Origin of the sequence: Paenibacillus sophorae (assembly GCF_018966525.1) — a bacterium.
In the GTDB taxonomy this organism is placed as follows: domain Bacteria; phylum Bacillota; class Bacilli; order Paenibacillales; family Paenibacillaceae; genus Paenibacillus_AQ; species Paenibacillus_AQ sophorae.
Map to the genome: position 1 here is coordinate 3,513,750 of NZ_CP076607.1, position 19,948 is coordinate 3,533,697.

General features: G+C 51.8%; 19 protein-coding genes. 11 read left to right on the top strand and 8 right to left on the bottom strand.

Going from position 1 to position 19,948, the window contains the following annotated elements:
- Positions 1–147 precede the first annotated feature (147 nt).
- Entirely contained in the window at positions 148–489 is a 342-nt protein-coding gene (locus KP014_RS16600; protein ID WP_246590518.1) for a PilZ domain-containing protein, read from the bottom strand.
- Between the two features lie 340 nt (positions 490–829).
- Here KP014_RS16600 and KP014_RS16605 point away from each other — a divergent pair, with 340 nt between their 5' ends.
- Complete coding sequence (locus KP014_RS16605) at positions 830–2,458, top strand: sensor domain-containing diguanylate cyclase (RefSeq protein ID WP_036599172.1); 1,629 nt, start codon at positions 830–832, stop codon at positions 2,456–2,458.
- An 80-nt stretch (positions 2,459–2,538) separates the two neighbouring features.
- Positions 2,539–2,643, top strand: coding sequence for a YjcZ family sporulation protein (locus KP014_RS16610; RefSeq protein ID WP_216700378.1), 105 nt, complete (start codon positions 2,539–2,541; stop codon positions 2,641–2,643).
- 177 nt (positions 2,644–2,820) lie between these two features.
- On the opposite strand, the gene KP014_RS16615 is transcribed toward KP014_RS16610, so the two are convergent.
- Together KP014_RS16615 and KP014_RS16620 are read right to left on the bottom strand one after the other, a co-directional pair.
- Positions 2,821–3,864, bottom strand: coding sequence for an anthranilate phosphoribosyltransferase (locus KP014_RS16615; protein ID WP_036599174.1), 1,044 nt, complete (start codon positions 3,862–3,864; stop codon positions 2,821–2,823).
- 13 nt (positions 3,865–3,877) lie between these two features.
- Complete coding sequence (locus tag KP014_RS16620) at positions 3,878–4,477, bottom strand: ANTAR domain-containing response regulator (RefSeq protein WP_036599176.1); 600 nt, start codon at positions 4,475–4,477, stop codon at positions 3,878–3,880.
- Between the two features lie 337 nt (positions 4,478–4,814).
- On the opposite strand from KP014_RS16620, the gene nirB reads away from it, so the two are divergent.
- From nirB to cobA, 3 genes are read left to right on the top strand one after another with little or no spacing between them, the layout of a single operon-like run.
- Complete coding sequence (nirB, locus tag KP014_RS16625) at positions 4,815–7,244, top strand: nitrite reductase large subunit NirB (RefSeq protein WP_090833944.1); 2,430 nt, start codon at positions 4,815–4,817, stop codon at positions 7,242–7,244.
- A 23-nt stretch (positions 7,245–7,267) separates the two neighbouring features.
- Positions 7,268–7,579, top strand: a complete 312-nt coding sequence (nirD, locus tag KP014_RS16630) for a nitrite reductase small subunit NirD (protein ID WP_036603472.1) — start codon at positions 7,268–7,270, stop codon at positions 7,577–7,579.
- Positions 7,580–7,622: 43 nt separating this feature from the next.
- Positions 7,623–8,390 (top strand): uroporphyrinogen-III C-methyltransferase, encoded by a 768-nt coding sequence (cobA, locus tag KP014_RS16635; protein WP_090833945.1) that lies wholly within the window; start codon positions 7,623–7,625, stop codon positions 8,388–8,390.
- A gap of 137 nt (positions 8,391–8,527) precedes the next feature.
- Here cobA and KP014_RS16640 read toward each other — a convergent pair whose 3' ends face one another.
- The 3 genes from KP014_RS16640 to KP014_RS16650 form a co-directional block, all read right to left on the bottom strand.
- Complete coding sequence (locus tag KP014_RS16640; protein WP_036597223.1) at positions 8,528–9,529, bottom strand: hypothetical protein; 1,002 nt, start codon at positions 9,527–9,529, stop codon at positions 8,528–8,530.
- A gap of 39 nt (positions 9,530–9,568) precedes the next feature.
- Positions 9,569–10,336, bottom strand: coding sequence for a hypothetical protein (locus KP014_RS16645; RefSeq protein ID WP_036597224.1), 768 nt, complete (start codon positions 10,334–10,336; stop codon positions 9,569–9,571).
- 154 nt (positions 10,337–10,490) lie between these two features.
- Positions 10,491–11,159 (bottom strand): SOS response-associated peptidase, encoded by a 669-nt coding sequence (locus KP014_RS16650; protein ID WP_036597225.1) that lies wholly within the window; start codon positions 11,157–11,159, stop codon positions 10,491–10,493.
- A 535-nt stretch (positions 11,160–11,694) separates the two neighbouring features.
- Between KP014_RS16650 and KP014_RS16655 the strand changes: the two genes are divergently transcribed.
- From KP014_RS16655 to coaD, 4 genes are all read left to right on the top strand, one after another.
- Positions 11,695–11,901, top strand: coding sequence for a CCE_0567 family metalloprotein (locus KP014_RS16655; RefSeq protein ID WP_036597226.1), 207 nt, complete (start codon positions 11,695–11,697; stop codon positions 11,899–11,901).
- Between the two features lie 183 nt (positions 11,902–12,084).
- Positions 12,085–13,545, top strand: a complete 1,461-nt coding sequence (locus KP014_RS16660; RefSeq protein WP_051500233.1) for a glycosyl hydrolase — start codon at positions 12,085–12,087, stop codon at positions 13,543–13,545.
- Positions 13,546–14,381: 836 nt separating this feature from the next.
- Positions 14,382–14,984, top strand: coding sequence for a 16S rRNA (guanine(966)-N(2))-methyltransferase RsmD (gene rsmD / locus KP014_RS16665; protein WP_281426409.1), 603 nt, complete (start codon positions 14,382–14,384; stop codon positions 14,982–14,984).
- A complete protein-coding gene (gene coaD, locus KP014_RS16670; protein WP_036597228.1) occupies positions 14,981–15,493 on the top strand; it encodes a pantetheine-phosphate adenylyltransferase in 513 nt (170 codons plus the stop codon). Before rsmD ends, coaD begins: the two co-directional genes overlap by 4 nt.
- On the opposite strand, the gene KP014_RS16675 is transcribed toward coaD, so the two are convergent.
- Entirely contained in the window at positions 15,471–16,694 is a 1,224-nt protein-coding gene (locus KP014_RS16675) for a nucleoside recognition domain-containing protein (protein ID WP_051500234.1), read from the bottom strand. The two genes, coaD and KP014_RS16675, sit on opposite strands and share 23 nt — an antisense overlap.
- A gap of 164 nt (positions 16,695–16,858) precedes the next feature.
- On the opposite strand from KP014_RS16675, the gene KP014_RS16680 reads away from it, so the two are divergent.
- Complete coding sequence (locus KP014_RS16680) at positions 16,859–17,896, top strand: SepM family pheromone-processing serine protease (protein WP_090833946.1); 1,038 nt, start codon at positions 16,859–16,861, stop codon at positions 17,894–17,896.
- Here the strand turns inward: KP014_RS16680 and KP014_RS16685 are convergent.
- Complete coding sequence (locus KP014_RS16685; RefSeq protein WP_090833947.1) at positions 17,886–19,217, bottom strand: tRNA(Met) cytidine acetate ligase; 1,332 nt, start codon at positions 19,215–19,217, stop codon at positions 17,886–17,888. The two genes, KP014_RS16680 and KP014_RS16685, sit on opposite strands and share 11 nt — an antisense overlap.
- Positions 19,218–19,414: 197 nt before the next feature.
- Here KP014_RS16685 and KP014_RS16690 point away from each other — a divergent pair, with 197 nt between their 5' ends.
- Positions 19,415–19,927 (top strand): YceD family protein, encoded by a 513-nt coding sequence (locus KP014_RS16690; RefSeq protein WP_036599484.1) that lies wholly within the window; start codon positions 19,415–19,417, stop codon positions 19,925–19,927.
- Positions 19,928–19,948 lie beyond the last annotated feature (21 nt).

The window sequence follows — 19,948 nt, forward strand, 5'->3', positions numbered from 1 at the left end:
TTGTTCAAGTATATTAAAGCCATTATAACGGAAAAAGAAGAGGGGACAAAGAGAGCGGGATTTGGCTGACGGCATGAGCGGCGCGGCCAATCTTCCTAAGAACCCATCCTAATGGATACAAAAAAAGACGGGGTGTCCCGTCTTGTCCTAGCTGTCTTCCTCGCCCGAAGACATTGTCCAGAGATCAAGCTCGCTCGTCAGAATTTCTTCCTCTTCCGCGGTTAAGTCGAGTCTGACTCCGTATTGGTATTCGCCAAGACCGTACATCCAGCCCCAGCGGACGCTTCCTGTGAACCGAAGCATATTCTCGTTCAACTTAAAATGAATGATTAGCCTGGTGTCTTTAGACGTGAACCGGAGGTTTAATGAACTGCGAACCTTGCAGCCCGAACGGCTGAGGTCGATCAGTACACCCTCGGTCTGCTTTCCGGCACCCGGACCCGTGCTGCCCGCCGGCAGTTCCAGCCAGCAATCAATCGGTTGATTCATAACATAACGGAATGGTTCTTTTCTACTGGCAGCGCCCATAATTTCCCTCCGCCCGTTTATTAGCTATTATAACGAAATGATGCGGATAGGACAATCTGCCTTAAACATTATTTTGCAAAAATAATAAAAAGAGCAACAAAGCAAAGGCAAAAATACAGTTTCATAAAGAAAGCGCTGTAGAAGGCGATTTCGCTTGCCGATTTATAGGTGCTGCAGCTTCATAAAATCCTTCCGTTTTCCGATATAAGAACTAAAACGAAAAATATGACTAAATGCTATTGTCATTTTACATTATAGTCTTCTGGAAACAGTACATAGGGAAAAGGGAGGAGAAAACGGGGTGTCTATAAATTTGCGGACCATATTCGCAGGTGCGTTTGCAGCCGTTATTATTTTGTTGACCGTGCTGCTCAGTTATTTGATTGGCAACGAATCCTCCAAGACCGCAGAAGTCACCAATGGAAAATCGCTGGCGGAAGCGGCCTATCAGATGTCGTATAGTCTGGACCACTTCATGTGGACGCGGGCCGGGGAAGTAGAGGTGCTGAGCAAGCTTGATGCTTTCCAGGAGCCTGTGGATGAGGAGGAGATTGCCGAACTTCTGAATCAACTGAAAGAAAGTTTGCCTGTATTTACCTGGATAGGTTATGCGGATACAAAAGGCAACATTCTGTCGGCAACCGGCGAAATTCAGGAAGGCAGCAGCCTGGAGGAGCAGCCCGTCTTTCAAAATGGGATCAAGTCTCCCTACATCGGCGATGTCCATGATGGCGCGTTTTTAGCAGAAATCCTGCCCAATCCAAGCGGAGAACGGCTTCAATTCGTGGATATTGGCGTACCCGTTAAGGACAAAAGCGGTCGGTCCTTAGGCGTACTGGCGGCGCATCTTAGCTGGGAGTGGGCCCGTCAGGTCGAATCCTCTATTTTGACCCCTCTTGAAGAACGGGTGGAGGGTGCCGAGGTCTATGTCATCAGCAATAATGACATTATTCTGCTTGGACCAAGCGGTCAGGTTGGCAAGCAAATGTCGGACCCAGCGCTGCGGCTGGCGCGTCAGGGCAAAAACTCCTGGCTCAATGAAGAACACAAGGGAAGTCAATCTTATTTAACAGGTTACGCTTATGGAGACGGCGAAATGGACTATCCTGGTCTCGGTTGGTCCGTGATTATCCGTCAGCCGGCGGATATCGCTTTGGCCTCCGTACGCAAGCTGCAAAATAATATTGTTCTGATGGGGATGGCTGTTGCCGTTCTGTTCGGTATTGCAGGATGGTTACTCGCCGGATGGATTATCCGTCCGCTTCAGCGTATCACCGAGAGCGCCGATCTGCTTAGTTCGGGTGGCGAGGCGGAGATTCCCGAGTTTAACCGGATTAAGGATCTGTCTATACTCTCTCGATCGCTGCGCAATCTTGTCAATAAACTAACCCGAGTGGAGCCGGAGCCGTTCTATATGTCTGACATGACGAGGCATGATCCGCTCACGGGACTGCCTAATCGAACAGCTCTTGACGACTATTTGGCTCATGCGGTAAACAAAGCCAAACGGAACCGCTCGACATTAAGCTTCTTGTACCTGGGTTTGGACGGATTCAAGAAGGTGAACGAGACACTGGGACATAAAACAGGCGACAAGCTGCTGCAAGAGGTATCCTTCCGTCTGCTGGAATCGACCCGGGAAAATGAGATGATCACGCGAATAGGAGGGGATGAGTTCGTGGTCATCCTGCATACGTCGGCTGCGAAGCCCATGCAGGAAGCTGAAGTCGTAGCCAAACGTATCATTGACAAGATCAACCAACCTTTCGTAATCGACGGGGAAATCGTCCATGTCGGCTGTAGCATAGGCGCCGCAGTCTGGAGTCCTGAGAACCAGGATACTAGCGAAATATTGCGTTTAGCGGACGATGCACACTATATATCCAAGCGGAGCGGCAAGAACCGGATTACATTTGAGACCGCGGTATAAGTTCGGGTATAAACACCCAATCGAATCAAAGGACAGCGGAATAAGATATATCTTAGGCTACTTAGAAGGAGGAATTCCAAATGGGTGAAGTTGCTGGAGGATACGGTGGCTGGGGAACATCTACAGGAACGATTCTGGTATTGTTTATTCTGCTTGTCATTATTACCCGTACTTTTATGTATTAATGTAAGAATAGCCCTGAATCGACCAACAGAAGAGTTTATGAAAAAAGCGCCTCTCGCCGTTATTCGGGAGAGGCGCTTTGCTGCTGCCTGATGGCAGTTAATAATTGTCTGGCTTCAGCCGTCGATTCAAATGAAAGCATTGGCTTTACAAAAAAACGATGCAGCCGTTTCTTTTTGTTATACCGGATGGGTTACAGGAGGTTCGCTAAGCAGCGCGTTCTTCCAGACGCTGTATGCCTCCCACGCCTTGCCGCCGTCCAGAAGATCCTTGCAGGTGTAGACGCCCTCCTCGATGGAGCCGACGCGCCCGGCCAAGTGCAATCGGACGGCGCCGTTGAGCAGAACTTGATTGTAGAAAGCGAGATGGCCGCCGCCCCGGAGCACGGCTTCCGCAGTCACCAACTGAAGACGGGCATTCCAGTCGAGATCCGGAACGGGAGTGTCCAGCCCCAGTGCCTCGGGATCTATAATATCAAGTCCCGAATCGCCGTTCTCTACCGTGTACACCCGGGTAGGGCGGTCGATATACAGATCTTCCGACCCTTCGGGCCCCTGAACGATCAGGGCTTTGCGATAGCCAAGCTTGATCAGAAGTCTCGAGAGACGGTCAAATACCGTGTTATGATAAATTCCGAACACGATGAAGGGGGAACAGGAGTAGTCAACCAGTTTCTCCACGGTGTTCAAAATGGTCCGCATACCGATCTCCTCGCGGATTCCCCGGATACGCCCTAGCGGCGGACACCATTCCTCCGAGCTTACATACAACACTCCGCTGCGGCTGGCGGCATGAATAGAGCTTGTACGGGTAAGTGAGGGAGCGGGAATATCCGCTTCCATGATAATATCCTGCAGCGTGATTCCCCATTTCGGAGGAAGCGAAGCGGATCCGTGCAGTGTTACCGGCAGTCCTGCGGCGGCAAGCAGAAAGGCGGTTGGAAAGGTCGCGGCAAAAGAGCGGAGGCGACCGTCATAAGGACCGGCGCAGTCTATACCCTCGTGCAGGGGTTCACGCACGGCGTAGCTGCGGCAGACGGACACAAATGCCTCCAACTCCTCCACACTTTCGAGCTTGATCCGTTCGGCGATCAGGAACGCGCCAATCTGGGCTGGTGTGGCGGTCTGGCTAAGAATCGCCTCTGCGGCAGCGGCAGCTTCTTCATAGTTTAGATCGCGAGCGCCCCTTTTGCCTCTGGCGACTTCTTTAAGTATGTTAATCATGAGCGGTGCCCCCTTATATTTGATCCTGAAGCATTCGGTAGACCTTAACGATCGAGGTCGCGACATCGACCATCCGTTTGCGTTCGTTCATCGCCTGCTTGCGCAGAAGATCATATGCTTCGGATTCGGGAATATTTTTGGCTTTGGAGAGGATGCCCTTAGCCATCTCTATCCATTTTCTTTCTTCGAGACGGGAGAGGAGCTGCTCTTTCTCTTTCATCCACTGCTTCCGTTCAAAGCACTGTTTGGCCCCGAAATGAAGGCCCCAGTGGATTTCGTGAGGCTGCATGGACGGAGACAGAACGCCATCCGCCATGACGTTGTCCTCGCAAGCGGATACAGAGAGGGTGGAGGTCTCCTCTGTACACCACCATATGATAGGAGCGGTCTTGCACGACATCAAAAGATCCGCCCATTGTTTGAACTCCGTAATCGGCAGACAAAGTATGGAAGCGTCAACATCGGCAATCAGAGAGACGGCTTCTTCCCGGGAAGCGGCCACTTCAACAATATAGCCGCAGGATCTGAGAAGGAGTTCCGGCTTGGACCCGGCAGCGGTCTTGTCCGGAGAGTTTCCGTTCAGCCTGCTATATACAACCAACAGGGAATGCATAGTCGGACGCTCCTTTTTTAGCGATAAAATGTACTAACTGCGCAGTTCTAATAATGAGCTTCAAAATATCTCATGTTATTTTATATAACACAAAATGAGGTCTGATGTCGATAATTTAAATAAATAAAATTTAATATGTCAAATTTATTGACGTTTACTAAATCGTGTTGTATAGTCAGTTTAACAAATTCAATCTTTCAGGATACAAAGACGTATCCGAGAAAAAGCGGCAATGGTGCCTGCTTGCATGTTTGGTTTGAGAGATGGTTTCTCTCGTGCCGGCATGAAGCGGGCTTTTTGTGTTTCCCTGTGTTCCCATCGAGAGGAGAGAGATTAATTGACATTATTCCGTAAAAAACTGGTACTCGTCGGCAATGGCATGGCAGGTGTGCGTGCAATTGAACATCTGCTGAAACTGGCTCCCGATGCGTATGAAATCACGATTTTCGGCGCCGAGCCGCATCCGAACTATAACCGGATTATGCTTTCCTCCGTTCTCGCTGGGGGAACAGATCTATCCGAAATCGTAATTAACGATTATGAGTGGTATCGCAGCCATAATATTACCTTGTATACGGGCCACCAGATCGAAAGCATCGATACTGTGAACAAAAAGGTGCGTTCCGATCTTGGGGTTGAGGCGGCATATGATGAACTAATTCTGGCTACCGGCTCCGATCCGTTCATGCTTCCTCTTCCGGGTGCAGATAAAGAAGGAGTTATTGCTTTTCGCGATATCAAGGACTGCCAGATTATGATGGAAACCTCCAAAACCTATAAAAAAGCCCTTGTCATCGGCGGAGGACTGCTTGGACTCGAAGCGGCCCGCGGACTGCTGCATCTGGGAATGGAAGTATCCGTCGTGCATATCCATCACTATATCATGGAAAGACAGCTCGACATGGAAGCAGCGGTTATGCTGCAAAGAGAGCTGGAAGCTCAAGGCATGAAATTCCTGCTAAGCAAGCAGTCGGAGGCCATTCTTGGCAAAAAGCGTGTGAAAAGCCTGTTGTTCGCCGACGGCAGTTCAGCTGAAGCCGATCTGATCGTGATGGCGGTCGGAATCCGGCCGAATACCGCGCTTGCTAAAAAAAGCGGCATTGCCGTCAATCGCGGCATCGTCGTTAACGATTATATGGAAACTAATATTCCGGGCGTCTACGCCATCGGGGAATGCGCGGAGCATCGGGGGATTGCTTACGGTCTCGTCGCCCCGCTGTATGAGCAGGGGGCTGTTCTCGCCAAACGGCTGGCGGGCGTCCAGGGGCAGGGCTACGAGGGCTCGGTAACCTCCACGAAGCTGAAAGTGTCAGGCGTCGATGTCTTCTCCGCAGGACAGTATGACGAACCTGCAGGGTCGCGTGCGCTTCGCTATCAGGATGAGATCAGCGGAGTCTATAAGAAGCTTGTTATAAGTGAGGACAAGCTGATCGGCGCGGTGCTGTTCGGTGACACGGCGGATGGCGCGCAGCTGTTCTCCCTGATCAAGAGCAGCGAATCGATCCAGGGCAAAGAAAGATCTCTGCTGCTCGGACTGCCGGACGACGCGCTGAAATCTTCTCCGTCCGCCCGGCTGGAAGCAATGGCGGATGATGAAATTATCTGCGGCTGCAACGGCGTATCCAAGGGGGCGATTGCGGAAGCCATTACTACTGGCGGCTGCACAAGCGTAGGGCAAATTAAGGCCTGTACCAAAGCGTCGGCGTCATGCGGAGGCTGCAAGCCGCTGGTGGAAGGTCTGCTGGAGCTGTATGCGGGCGATGCGGCGGTCAAGGTCAAGGAAGGCATCTGCGGCTGTACGACGCTTGGGCGCGACGAAATCGTAGCCGAGATCAAACGGATGAAGCTCAAGACGGTCAAGGAAGTTATGAATGTGCTCGAATGGACCAATGAGGAAGGCTGCTCGAAATGCCGCCCTTCCCTGAACTACTATCTCGGCATGCTGTGGCCGGAGGAATATGTGGACGAGAAGGAATCACGGATCACGAACGAACGCTATCACGCCAATATTCAGAAGGACGGTACCTTTTCCGTCGTTCCCCGGATATATGGCGGCGTAACTTCCCCGGGCGAGCTGAAAAAGATTGCCGAGGTCGCCGAGAAGTTCGACGTTCCAATGGTGAAGTTTACAGGGGGACAAAGACTTGACCTTCTTGGTGTCAAAAAAGAAGATCTTCCAAAAATTTGGGAAGAGCTCGACATGCCTTCAGGCCATGCGTACGGCAAAACGCTGCGTACGGTCAAGACCTGCGTCGGGTCCACCTTCTGCCGGTTCGGCACCCAGGATTCCATAGGCATGGGCATTCGGCTGGAGAAAGAGTTCGAGCGGCTGAACACACCGGCCAAGGTTAAGCTTGCCGTGTCCGGCTGTCCCCGCAACTGTGCGGAAGCAACGATCAAGGATTTCGGCGTTGTCGCGATCGACGGCGGCTGGGAGCTTCATGTCGGCGGCAACGGCGGCGTGCATGTCCGGGCAACGGATCTGCTGTGCGTCGTGAAGACGGAGGACGAGGTTGTCGAATGGGCGAGCGCGTTCCTTCAATACTACCGCGAAAATGCCAGCTGGAACGAGAGAACCTCCAATTGGGTGGAACGGGTAGGATTGGACAGTATCAAGGCGGCGCTTGATAACCGAGAAGACAGGCTGGCGCTGGGGCAAAGAATCCGTACGGCGCTCAGCGTGACCACTGACCCGTGGAAGCAAATCGTGGCGGAAAGGGAGCTCCGCAAAAATTTCGAGCCGATCTCTCCAATTGAGACGGCATAACAGGAGGGCTAACGGATATGACGATGACCAAAATGCATATCGGCAACGTAGCGGACATCGACCGCAAGGGCTCGCGGACCCTAAAAGTAAATGGCATGGAAATCGCCTTGTTCCGCCTGTCGGATGGAGAGGTGCTGGCTGTGGAGAACAAATGCCCGCATAAAGGCGGCACCCTGTCGGAAGGGATGGTCTGTGGCAGCAAGGTCCACTGTCCGCTGCATGACTGGCGCATCGATCTTCATACCGGCAAGGTTGAGGACCCGGACACGGGATGCGTGCCCACCTTTGAAGTTGAGGTAGATCCGGTCACAGGAGCCGTTTATCTAACGGTCTAAGCCGTAAGGCCATACCGATTGGGCTTGGAGGGAGAAAAAGCATATGAAGACCGGAAGCATATCCATAGTCGGAGCGGGTCCGGGAGACCCGGAATTGATCACAGTAAAGGCGGTGCGCCGCATCCGGGAAGCTGATGTCGTGCTGTATGACAGGCTCGTGTCTGAGGACTTGCTGGACTATGCGAGGCCCGATGCGCGTCTCATTTACTGCGGAAAAGCGCCGGGTCAGCATTCCATGTCCCAGGAGCAAATCGAGCATGTAATGATCCACCATGCCCGTCAAGGCCATAAGGTCGTTAGGTTGAAGGGAGGCGATCCGTTCGTTTTTGGCAGGGGCGGGGAGGAGGCGCTGGCCGCTGCCGAAGCCGGGATCACCTGGGAAGTAGTGCCGGGTGTCACTTCCGCAGTCGGTGCTGCAGCAGCCGCAGGCATTCCGCTTACACACCGCGGCGTCGCAGCTTCCTTTGCCGTTGTGACCGGCAGCCGCTGCGGGGATCATGAGACGCCTGTGGACTGGGAGCATCTTGCCCGCGGCGTGGATACGATAGCCGTATACATGGGCGTCGGCCGTCTCGGACAAATCTGTGGGGAGCTGCTGCGCCATGGAAAGGAAAGATCAACGCCGGTGGCGCTGATCGAGAACGGAACGACGAGCCGGCAACGTACGGTCATCGGAACACTGGACAATATCGAACAGCTGGCATCCGCGTTCCTGATCGGCAATCCGGCGATGATCATCATTGGAGAAGTCGTGAAGGTGAAAGAGCAGCTGATGAAATGGGTATCGGCTCCTAGTGAACAATTCGGATAACGGCCAGTCTTCGACTAGCATGTTTCAGATTGGCAGCATGGGTTAATGTATACACATGAACCCCTTTGTATAGATGTTTGGCTCCGCCGCTTGGCGGAGTTTTTTTTGTATTTTCAGACCGGGAATTACACGAACTCTTAATCATCTTTGATGACTTTTGAAGCATCCTTAAGCTCCCGATTGACGGTATCAATCATCGCGTGTACCCACTCTTCGCCAAAAAATAAACCTCTTCCCTCAGGAAGGCGTTCTCCGTACTCATGATCGAACTCTGCATATTTCTGATCCTTCGGTAGCCTGTATATCGTGCTCTCCTTAAGTTCGTCCCAATTCAGTATTGGAGACTGCCCTGTTAAATTGATGACATATACGAGACCCCGGCCGATATCCAGATATAAGTGATCCTTATTTCTCCGGGGCGGGTTTGGCCTGGCTGAATTCAGCCTAATCTGATGCCTGGATTCTTCCCGGGACAGATGAAGCGTGATGACCTCATTGCTGTCCGCATCAATGACCAAGGATAGACACGGAACAAATCCGGCAAAAAAACGCAATGCCGCCGAATCGCGCAGCGAATCGTCAAAAGTCCAGCCCGTCGGCAGCAACACATATGGTTCATTCCGATCGAAATAAGCCTTTTGCAGCACTGTCCGCAAAGCTGAGGCATCAGGAATCGGATAAGGCTGCAGGGCGCTGCCGTTTACTGTGTAATGAAGCACGTTTCTTTTTCTTCCAATATATCGCTCGCTTAAGTCGTGGTGCCGATACAGATCCCCCATCACCGGCAGAACACCATTCTTGGCCATAGCGAACAGCATCCTCGATCCGGGTTTGACGTTCTGCATGTAAATCTCCTTGACGCTTCCCAGGGCGACACATTGCTTGACATCTATAAAATGGGGAGCAACCTCGCTCATAACGAGCTTCAGTACATCCTCGTCCTGGACCGGTATGCCGATCCGGTAATTATCTGCCAACCAGATGCTGCCTACCATGAAGAATTGGGCTAGTGACGTGATGCCATCCGGCGTGTTCTCCGTAACAATCTTCTCAAAGCGAAAATCCTTATGTTCAAATTCCATTTGTTCTTCCTGTGCAATGTATTCTACGAGGCTGCGTTTGTTGATCCAATCGTACACCGGATGGCCCCCTTGAAATTTTGTTGCATGCCTATTGAACTACGTAACCTTCACGAACCGTTTCGCGAATTGATCGCGGTAGTCTTTGGTGAAAAAAGGACCGCTGATCTGGTCTCTCCACTGCTGGTCGGTCTTAATACTATCCAGATCTGCATTATAAAATTTCTCGACCGAACCTTTGGTCAGCGAGACTGAATAGGTCTTCCCTTTATACGGCAGTGTGATGTCGATAGAAGCTGTGCCCGGAAATTGGCGGAACAGCCGGGTCGATTCTTCCATTAAAATACCATTAACGGCGTCAACGGAGCTGAACTCGTCCGTATAATCCGATGAGGTAAGCTTTTTGCTTGGATTGGCCTTTTTGTACTCCGCGAAGCTGTTAAAGAAGTGAATCTCTATATTATCTGTCCCAATCCCAACGTCCCTAATAAATGGAGAGCTCTTCAACTGCCGCGTATAAGCCAGCACTTCCTGTTTCGGGAGAGGTACTTGGTCCGCAGAAACTGCTTGGCTTGGTACCGCGGATGGCTGAACGGTCGCCGCCGGTGTAGTCGTTGCAGGCAATGCGGACGATGGTGATTCGCTCGGCGCTGCGGAATTTTCGGCGGAAACGCCGGGTACCAAAGTCGTCGAAGGAGTGACCGAGGCTTCCGGCGAAGGTTCCTGCGAACCGGCAGACGTAGGCGAAGCTGAGGGCAAGGCCGTCTGAGTTGTCTGCTTCCCAGTGTTAACCACTTGTATGATCCCCAAGGCAATGATGACGAGAAGTACCCAGAACCACCATCTGGTGTAGATGGGTTTTTTCATATTCATAACCTCCTTGGCGCTAATGTTGGTGCTGCTTCCAGTTTAGCAGAATTGACGCTCGAGGTTAAATTGGGGTTTCATATTATACGAGGGAGGGGATGGTGATAATTTTGGATCAGACGATTTACTGGATCGGCGGATTGGCCACTTCAGCCTAAACTTCATTTATTAAATCTTTTGAATCATTACGCACATTGCCGACCTTCGTGGAGACGGGATATGCTTTCATTTTCTCGGCATCGAACGGCTTCAGCAGTTTGGCAAGACGGTCAACATCATGATTACTCCGATCCAGCCATTGATCGACATCTTCCGGACGAAGAATTACAGGCATCCGGTTATGGATTTCCGCTGTCAGATCATTGGGCTCCGTAGTAATGATGGCGCAAGTGGCGAGCTTTTTTTCATCCGCATCCACCCATATATCATAAATTCCGGCCAGCGAAAAAATACCGCCGTCACGCATCATAATTCGCATCGGCTGCTTGCTTGATCCCTGATTGCGCCATTCATAAAATCCGTCTGCCGGAATAACGCAGCGCCGCGAGGACAGAAGCCGTCTAAACGATGGTTTGTCCGTCAGCGTCTCCGCGCGGATATTGATCATTTTGCTGCCGGACTTGTCATCCTTCGCCCAGGAAGGAACAAGGCCCCAGCGCAGTTGTCCAATTCGGTTACCGGCACCGCTCCTGATTACGGCAGGGATATACTGCATGGGCGCGGCATTATATTTTGGAGCGTAATTAACGATCGTCACGTCCTGGGTGTAGTATTCTAGCATAAGCTCTTCCATTGTAACCGTTATCGTGTAGCGTCCGCACATCTTCAGCACCCCCGAATAAAGTTTGTCATCAATAATAAGACAAGTCTAACCTGCATTCAACGGGGATATTTCTTTTTCCTTTTGCTTGGCCCGATCTGTCTTTTCACTTTGCCGGATTCGTCTGTTTCGATGATATATAGGTCTCTTACGGTTCCCGAGAGGAGAAACCATTCTTCCATAGCTTCAGCCTCATTTAAGGGCCCGATTACTCTCTTTCCCCGATAACAAATAAAGAACACTCCGGCACCTGAAAATTTTTGTTGTCACTGCATTATGCATATTCTAGTATTCCGCAAGGAATTTAGATGTAAGAAAATACATACTTTTGACTAAAAATATCCATATTCTTATTTTGATTCATGCCGTATAAAATCTGGGGAAAAGTATGATATGACCGGAAATAAAATTAGATATTTTAGCAGAACAATGTAACATTTATTACATTAAAATAATTATTAAATCATTATAATTATCATATATACATTATGAATGGGCTGTAGTAGGCGAGGGCGGCTCAAATTAGGAGGAGAAACGAATGGAGCAAATCGTTAAGCTGAAAGAAGAAATTAAAGAATTGAACAGTGCGGCCATCAGCTTGCAGAACCAGCTTCACGATCTGGCGGAGGGCTTGCCGCTGCATCTGGAAGAACTCCCCGAATTGGCGCGTCGAACCTTTGAGACTTTTAGTGCCTTGGCAGCTAAGAGACAGGAATTGAAGAGTCTGAAATCGCAGCAAGTTTGAGATCGCATTACATAGAGATCGATCTGATAAGGTGTTATTTATTGCTAGGACCTATCCAACTACCGTTAAGGGGTGAGGGATAGGTTCTTTTTTTATGTTAGAGATATTTCAAATTTTATGTAAAAAAGCCGCTTCAGACCGAATATCCTCTACGTAAACTATCATAAAAGGATGGTGATAGAGTTGAATGATAGGAAGCTTCAAAAGCTGGTGCGCTCTGCTTCAAGACTTGTCACCGATGTGGCGTGGCAGAGCGAATATAGGAATCTGATCAAGGAGCCGGCAAATCCGGATATCTCCATACAAGCCAGGTTGCTGCTGGAACGTCTGTTCGCTATGCAGGGGAAAGGGATTTTTACCGGACAGCATGAGTATTTGGAGGCTCCGTACACATACACCGAACATGTAAAAGTCCTGACAGGAGTGTATCCCGCTCTGAAAGGAGTGGAATTTGGGGGGATTACCGGACAGACAACAGAACAACTGGACAACCAGCGGCAAAATGTAATTGCTGCCTGCAAAGCCTGGCATGCGTCCGGCGGCATCCTTACAGCATCGTATCATGCCGCTTATCCTGGAACTGCGCCGCTTTGGGAACAAGTTCAGCGTAAGACGACCCAGGCCGAGTTCGACCAAATCGTAACGCCCGGAACGGCACTCTATACAGCCCTGCTTGCTGATATGGACAGCGTAGCGGTCTATCTCAAGCAGCTGCGGGATGCCGATATACCGCTTCTCTGGCGGCCTTATCACGAAATGAACGGAGACTGGTTCTGGTGGGGAAGAAAGACCAATTTCCCGGCACTCTGGGAGATCATGTATGACCGCTTTGTCCGTTATCACGGCCTCAATAACCTGTTATGGGTTTGGAGCGCCAATGCCAACAATCAATGGTCGGATGATGCCGGGCGGTACTATGTCGGCCACGACAGAGCGGATGTGATCGGCATGGATATATACAATAATGATTACAATCAGGACTATTACCTGGAACTGCTTGAAATCGGACAGGGAAAGCTCATCGCCATAACGGAGAACGGCCAACTGCCGAATATGACGTATATAAGAACAAGACAGCCTGAATATTCGTGGTTCCTTACCTGGGGAAAAGATCTGACGGGGAAAAATTCGGACGCGGTGATTAAGAGTGTTTTTGAAGATCCGTACGCTCTGAACCGGGGGGAAGAGCCATCCCCTCCCGAAGCGTTTCCTCCGGACACGACCGTTGGAGACGGGCTGCTGGGCAACTACTATATTGGAAAAGAGTTCAATACACTTAAGGTGACCAAGGTTATCCCAAAAGTGGATTTTAATTGGAAAAAGGGTACGACGGTTGGCGATTATGCAATGTCCGTCAGATGGACCGGCTTTATTAAGCCGGCATATACGGAGATGTACACGTTGTATACCAATGCTTCGGACGGAGTGCGTCTTTATATTGACGGCAAATTGGTAATCGACGATTGGACGGTACACAGTACGACAGAGAATTCAGCAGCGGTGCCGCTGGAAGCCGGGAGATACTACTATGTCAAATTGGAATACTTCAATAATGGTGATCCCGAGGCCGCCATACAACTGTTGTGGTCGAGTTACGGCCAGCCGAAGGAAGTGATTCCGCAATCCTGCTTATATTCCAGGTAGCTGAAGAGCATTGCTTATGGAAGCAGTGCTTTTTCTTGTTGAAAGGACCGTATTCGATTGAAAGGACCCTATTCGGAGATTTTAATCACATACATATTGTTCCAATTCAATTATGCTTCATCCGTCTTTAGAAAAGTACCGGGAGTGAGGGTATTGAGTTTCCTAAAATATTTTGCCGCTTTTGTAATTGCCTTTGCTTTGCCGTTTATGTTTCTGATTTCTAAACCGCAGCTTATGCACGAGCGCATTATGTATTTACAGGATCAAAAAGCGGACATTCCAGAACTATAAGCGGGAATCGCTTGGCTTGTCTTTTATTTTTATGATAAGCAGCATAGAGAATATTTCTCCATTCTGGATTAGAGGAACAGCAATCTTTTAAAGAGAGATAAACACTCACCTTTTCAAAAATACACTGCGCAACATTTGTCCTCATTGGTCACTTTTTCACAGTTCTACCTCCTCCATTTCTGCCGAAACTGTTAGAACTCATCGAACATAGCTTAGGTAAATTAAGTGGAATTTCTTGCTTGGATAAAGGATTTGCACAAAAAAATCGGGGCCCTCTTTCGAGAGCCCCTTTCATGGGAGAGGAGAAACCGGACGAAGAGCTTATGGGGAAGCGTAAGCTTGCTCCGCGGTTGTCTACGACATTTTGTGATGTCGATAGTTAAAGGATGGCCCACGAGTGCAGGATATATACATATGCGTCACAATAATTTGTCCACGGCTGTGTGCGGCGGGGTGTGACAAAGTTTTTATTTAACGGCAGGAATGTGGTACGATAGGCGTGAAATTATGTCGTTTTTGGCGTAATAAATAGAGAAACAGAGCAGGTGAATCAAGCGGTGAGAGTGGTGTCGGGCACAGCCAAGGGAAGACCCTTAAAAAGCGTTCCGGGAACCGGAACACGTCCTACGACCGACAAGGTCAAGGAAGCGATTTTCAGCATGATTGGCCCTTATTTCGATGGAGGCGCGGCCCTGGATTTGTTCGCCGGTAGTGGCGGACTCGGGATCGAAGCCCTGAGCAGAGGGATGGACAGCGCCGTATTTATCGATATGGAGCCGAAGGCAATCGACACGGTGCGGGAGAACCTGAAAGCGGCAAGACTTGAAAATAAGGCCGAGGTTTACCGCAACGATGCGAACAAGGCGCTGGCAGCGCTGGAGAAACGGGGACGGTCGTTCGACCTGGTCTTTTTGGACCCCCCATACCGGCATAAATTCGGGGACGAGCTAATGGCCATAATGGCGGGCAAAGGACTGCTGAGACAAAATGCGGTCATTGTACTGGAGCATGAATCGGGCTATGAATATCCCGAGCATATTTCTGGCTACAGCCGGCTGCGTTATGCATTGTACGGAGAAACAGCGGTATCCATTTACTGTTATGGATCCGGCTCAGAAACCGACATGGGTGAGGGGGCGCTAGAGTGAGTCTGCAAATAAGAGAGGAAAGAGTCGCAATTTACCCCGGCAGCTTCGATCCGGTGACGCTAGGGCATATTGATATTATTGAGCGGGCGGCGAAGCAGTTTGACCGCCTGATTGTGGCAGTTCTAAATAATTTAAGCAAGAATCCGCTGTTTACGGTGGAGGAGCGCGCCGATCTGCTTCGTCAGGTTACCGCGCATCTTCCCAATGTGGAAGTTGACATCTTCCGGGATTTGCTTGCCAACTATATCAGGCAAAAAGAGGCTCATGTCATCGTGCGCGGCATCCGCACCGTTTCCGATTTCGAATACGAGTTGCAAATCGCCACGATTAACAACAAGCTGAATTCGGACGCAGAAACGATATTTATGATGACGAATCCGAAATACTCGTATCTTAGTTCCAGCGTGGTGAAGGAAATCGGCCACTTCGGCGGTGACTTGACCGAATTTGTGACCCCGGAAGTCGAGCGGGCGATGCGGCTCAAGTTCAACGGGAACGGCCGCGAATAGCCGAGACAAGCCGGACGGCGGCGGACAGCAGCAGCAGGGTAAGCAGCATAAGCAAATGCATGGCAACCAGACCTGGCAAAGAACCCCAGATCGTTTCGATACTAAATGTACCGGATAAAGTAATCTCTCTGCCGGTCAGAACGGGCAGTGCCGATTCCTGAAACGCCGTAAGCGGTTTGTAAAGCAGCAGTGTGAGAATGAACGCATAGCCTCCATGCAGCAGCCGGCTCGCGGCAAAGGGAAGATAGCGTACCCCGGCAGGCTTTAGTACCGCCAAGGCCTGCAGCTGTGCGCAGATGCCGCTCCATCCTAGCGCTCCAGACAACAGCGCAAGCTCCAGCGGCCCCAATGATATTCCCGAAACGTGCAGCATCGTCACTGACGTCAGAGCTTGTGCCCCGAGATGAAGTTCCAGCAGTGCAGCGGTAAGGGCTGTTGGCAGCTGCGGCCGCAGCCCTGATATGATGCTGATAACGACAGCGAATATAATAATGTAGCCTCCAACCAGCATCAGACACTGCACAGAGGCGCTTACCGATTCGCCCAGCAGTCTGCCGAAGCTGCGGCCATCCCTTGCGCGAGCGTCCGCAGCTTCGGATATCGCCCGGCGGATCAGGGAAGTCCGGCGTGCGGCGGAAGCTTTCGCCGAAGAAGCGGTTTCCGTGGGGCGTGAAGCCCCGGCGGATACCGTTATTCCGGCGGCAAGCCCCGCAAGCCAGTGTACGGCCAGCAGGCTGTAACCGGCCGCGGGGCTGTGGAGCATGGAGGCTCCGACTACAATCAGGAGCGTAACCGGACTGGCGAAATGGGCGAGCGATGCCAGGCGTCCGGCCTCCCTGCCGGAGATTTCGCCCTGCCGGTGCAGCTGGGCCGCTCCCTGGGCACCTCCGGGAAAGCCGGACGTCATTCCCAGGGCCAGCGTCCATCCCGCGCTGCCCGGAAGCCGGAAAACAAGCTTCGTAAGAGGTTCCAAAAGAACACCGATGGCATGAACGAAACCGGAGGCGCTCAGCATTTCCGATAGCATCAGAAAAGGCATCAGGGCCGGAAAGACCAGCGTCCACCATAGCTTCAAGCCTTGAAATGAGGCGTTAAAAGATTTTTCAGGCGAAGAAATGATGGCTGCTGCGAGAAGCATAGCCAGGCCCCCGGAAAGAAAAGGAGCCGATTTCTTGGCTATTCGGGCAATGTTTATGTTCATTTTTTATTTCACCTCTTCATAGCTTGGGAGCAGACGAGTTTTTAACAATTTATGCGAACCAGTCAACCGCCATGCTTAAACCCGGGAACGGAACCGCAAGATTGCTCTACACAACTACATAATTAAGAGAAAGTCTGGAGACTATCGGAAAGAGGGGAACCCCAGTGAGGCAGTTCAGACACAGAACAGGAATGCGCGCCGCGGCTTATCTTTTTACGCTCATCGTGCTGGTTTACGCCGTTGTGTTCATGGGGACTCCTTATGTAGTGTACCAGCCCGGAGACGCCTCCGAGGTAGCGCCCATGATCAAGGTGGAGAACGAGGATACAGCTGAAAAGGGAACCTTCATGATGACGACCGTATCCGCCAGCTATGCCAATGTGGCGCTGCTGCTCTATTCGGCGCTGAATCCCAACGCGGAAATAGACCGCAAAGCCGAAAGGCTCGGTGATCAGACTGAGGAGGAATACACGGCTACGCAGGTTTATTATATGAGCAGTTCGCAGTCGAACGCCGTGGAGGCCGCTTACAAAGCGGCAAAGATTCCTTTCCGCAACACGACTGAATATTTGTTCGTTTTCTCGGTTCCCGGGGAAACTGGTCATAGACAGTTTAAGCCTGGGGACAAGATTCTCAGCGTTGCAGGGCATCAGGTGACCGATCCGGAAGCGCTGAGCCTACTGCTGTCTTCCAGAAAAGTAGGGGATCAGGTGGCGGTATCGCTGGAGCGTGATGGAAAGAAGCTTGCGGAGGACGTAACCCTTGTAGAGATTAAGGACAGCGGCAAAACGGCGGTAAGGCCGGGCCTTGGCGTTGTCATCGGCGCCGTGCAGAAAGTGGAAGCGTCGGAGGCGGGAAGGGAAGTCAACTTTACCGATACGGATGTCGGCGGGCCCTCGGCGGGCTTGATGTTCACCATGGAAATATATAACCGGCTGACGAAGGGCGATTTGACCAAAGGGTACAGAGTTGCCGGAACCGGCACGATTGATCCGAGTGGAGAAGTTGGTCCAATCGGGGGCGTTCAGTTCAAAATCGTCGCCGCCGACCGAAAGGGCGCGGAAATCTTTTTCGTCCCGGTCAAGAATTATGCAGTCGCCAAGGCAAAAGCGGATAAAATCGGCGCCAAGATGAAGCTGGTGCCGGTAACGACAGTAAGCGACGCCATTCAGTATATGGAGAAGCTGCCGGTCAAACCATGACCGGCGGCTTCAAATAGTCGCTGTACAGCTCGCTGCGGAGCGGAGAGGCAAAGGCCGCAGCATAGGCGGCGGACGCCTGAAGATCCCGCTCCAAATGCGGATGGGAGTAAAGCGCCGGCCGTGTGATAACGGGCAGGGTGGCGCTTTGCTTCATTTTTTTGAGCAGGGTCCGGCCGCTTTCCCGAAAGCCGAGCACCCGGATATATCCCGGCCCCTGCGACAGCGCGCCGGAAGAGAATTCTTCCTTGCCGTGATTCAGCAGAATGTGCAGAAGCATCCGCTGAAGCCGTGTACGGGTGTAGCGTTTGCTCTTCAAGGCTGACAGCAGACCGCTAACTGTGAACTGCTCAAGCTCCGGCAGAATCCGCAGCAGACGGTGCTCCAGTCCTTCGCTCACATCCAGCAGTCCGCCAAGCTCGGCGGCCGAGCGGGTGGAGAGAAGGTGCAGCAGCGGAGAGCGGAAGCTCTCCCAGTCCAGCGGTCCGCGGCCTTCCTGCTGCTCGCGCCGAAGAATGCCAAGGCTGTACTCCGGTATATAGTCTGCAGGGGAACCGCCCATACGCAGCAGTCCGCGAAGCGCTGTCGCACTGGCAATGGCTGTACCGCTGCGAAGCGGCTCATGAAAGCCGGCCCCGAGGCGCGGAACGGTCAAGGGAACGATACTGCTGCCGAGCCGCCTCAGAGCGATAAGGTAGTGGAGGCCAAGGCTGTTGTTCGGTCCGCGCAGCAGCTCTGCAAGGCTGTCTTCGTTCATTTTCGGTGCGGAGCCGGTTCCCGAATGGTCATCCGGACCGGCATTGCGTTCGGCAGGAACATGGGTGCGGGCAGCAGCGGGCAGGGGCCCTCTGCCATTCTCTCCGCCTTCCTGCCATACCTGCGCCGCCGCCGCGCTGTAAGCGGCGGGAAAGCTCTCGCCGAGCGCAAGACGCCGGCGGAGCTCGCTCTGGAGCGGGTCGCTTTCCTCGGCGAGAAAGCGCGCCAGCGGCAGCAGCTGCGCCAGGCTGCCGGACTCGGAGCCGAAGCACAGGCTGCTGACGACGCCAGTCGCTTCCAGCAGCGCCACCGCGCCGAAGGCGAACCACTCCGCGGGCTGGACGGCATAAGCGACCGGGAGCTCAATTACCAGATCGGCGCCCATACGCAGGGCCATTTCGGTCCGTGCCCGCTTGCTTAACATGGCAGGTTCCCCGCGCTGGGTGAAAGGACCGCTCATCACGACGATGGAGTGGCTAGCGCCGGACAATCTTTTGGCTTCTCTATAATGGTGGACATGCCCGTTATGTAAAGGGTTGTATTCGGCAATAATCCCTACTGTCGGCACACAGGGTTCACTCCTGTTCTGTTTATAGTTATAGGGCGTGCGTAAGCGTAAGCAAACTCCGTCAAAACGTCCCAAATGGGTTACTAATAGTTATAACATAAATCAGAGCCCTTTTACCCAACAATATAAAGGGGAAATAGTTGACAAAGGTCATGTACGGTAGGTATAATAAATTTTGTTTGTTTGGAGTGATATTTATGAAGTTTCACTTTCGCAAAATTGCAAATGCCGACGGACCTATGCACTTCCGCGAGAATGTGGATGTAAGCGAAGCCGTCAAAGGCCGCAAGGATATTTTGACTGTATCACCGTTATTAGCCGATCTCGATGCGCTGCCCGCGGCTGCGGATCTCGTAACCGTGGAGGGTAAGCTGAGCGGAGATGCGGACATGCTATGTGCGCGTTGCTTGACTCCTGTCAAGACGCATATGGATATTCCTTTCGCCGAAACGTTCAAGTGGGGCAAGGAACCGGCTGAGCCGGAAGAAGAGGAGAACGAGGACCTCATCTACGTGACCGATGAAGCCGTGGATTTGGTGCCTTATGTCCAGGAAAGCTATCTTCTTCATTTCCCGCTTTCCGTGCTTTGCACCCCGGACTGCAAGGGACTCTGTCCCACATGCGGTCATAATCTGAACGAAGGCGTCTGCAGTTGCGACAACACCGTAATCGACCCGCGTCTTGCCGGGTTGAAAGATTTTTTCAAATGAGAGATGAGACCGAAACGGCCC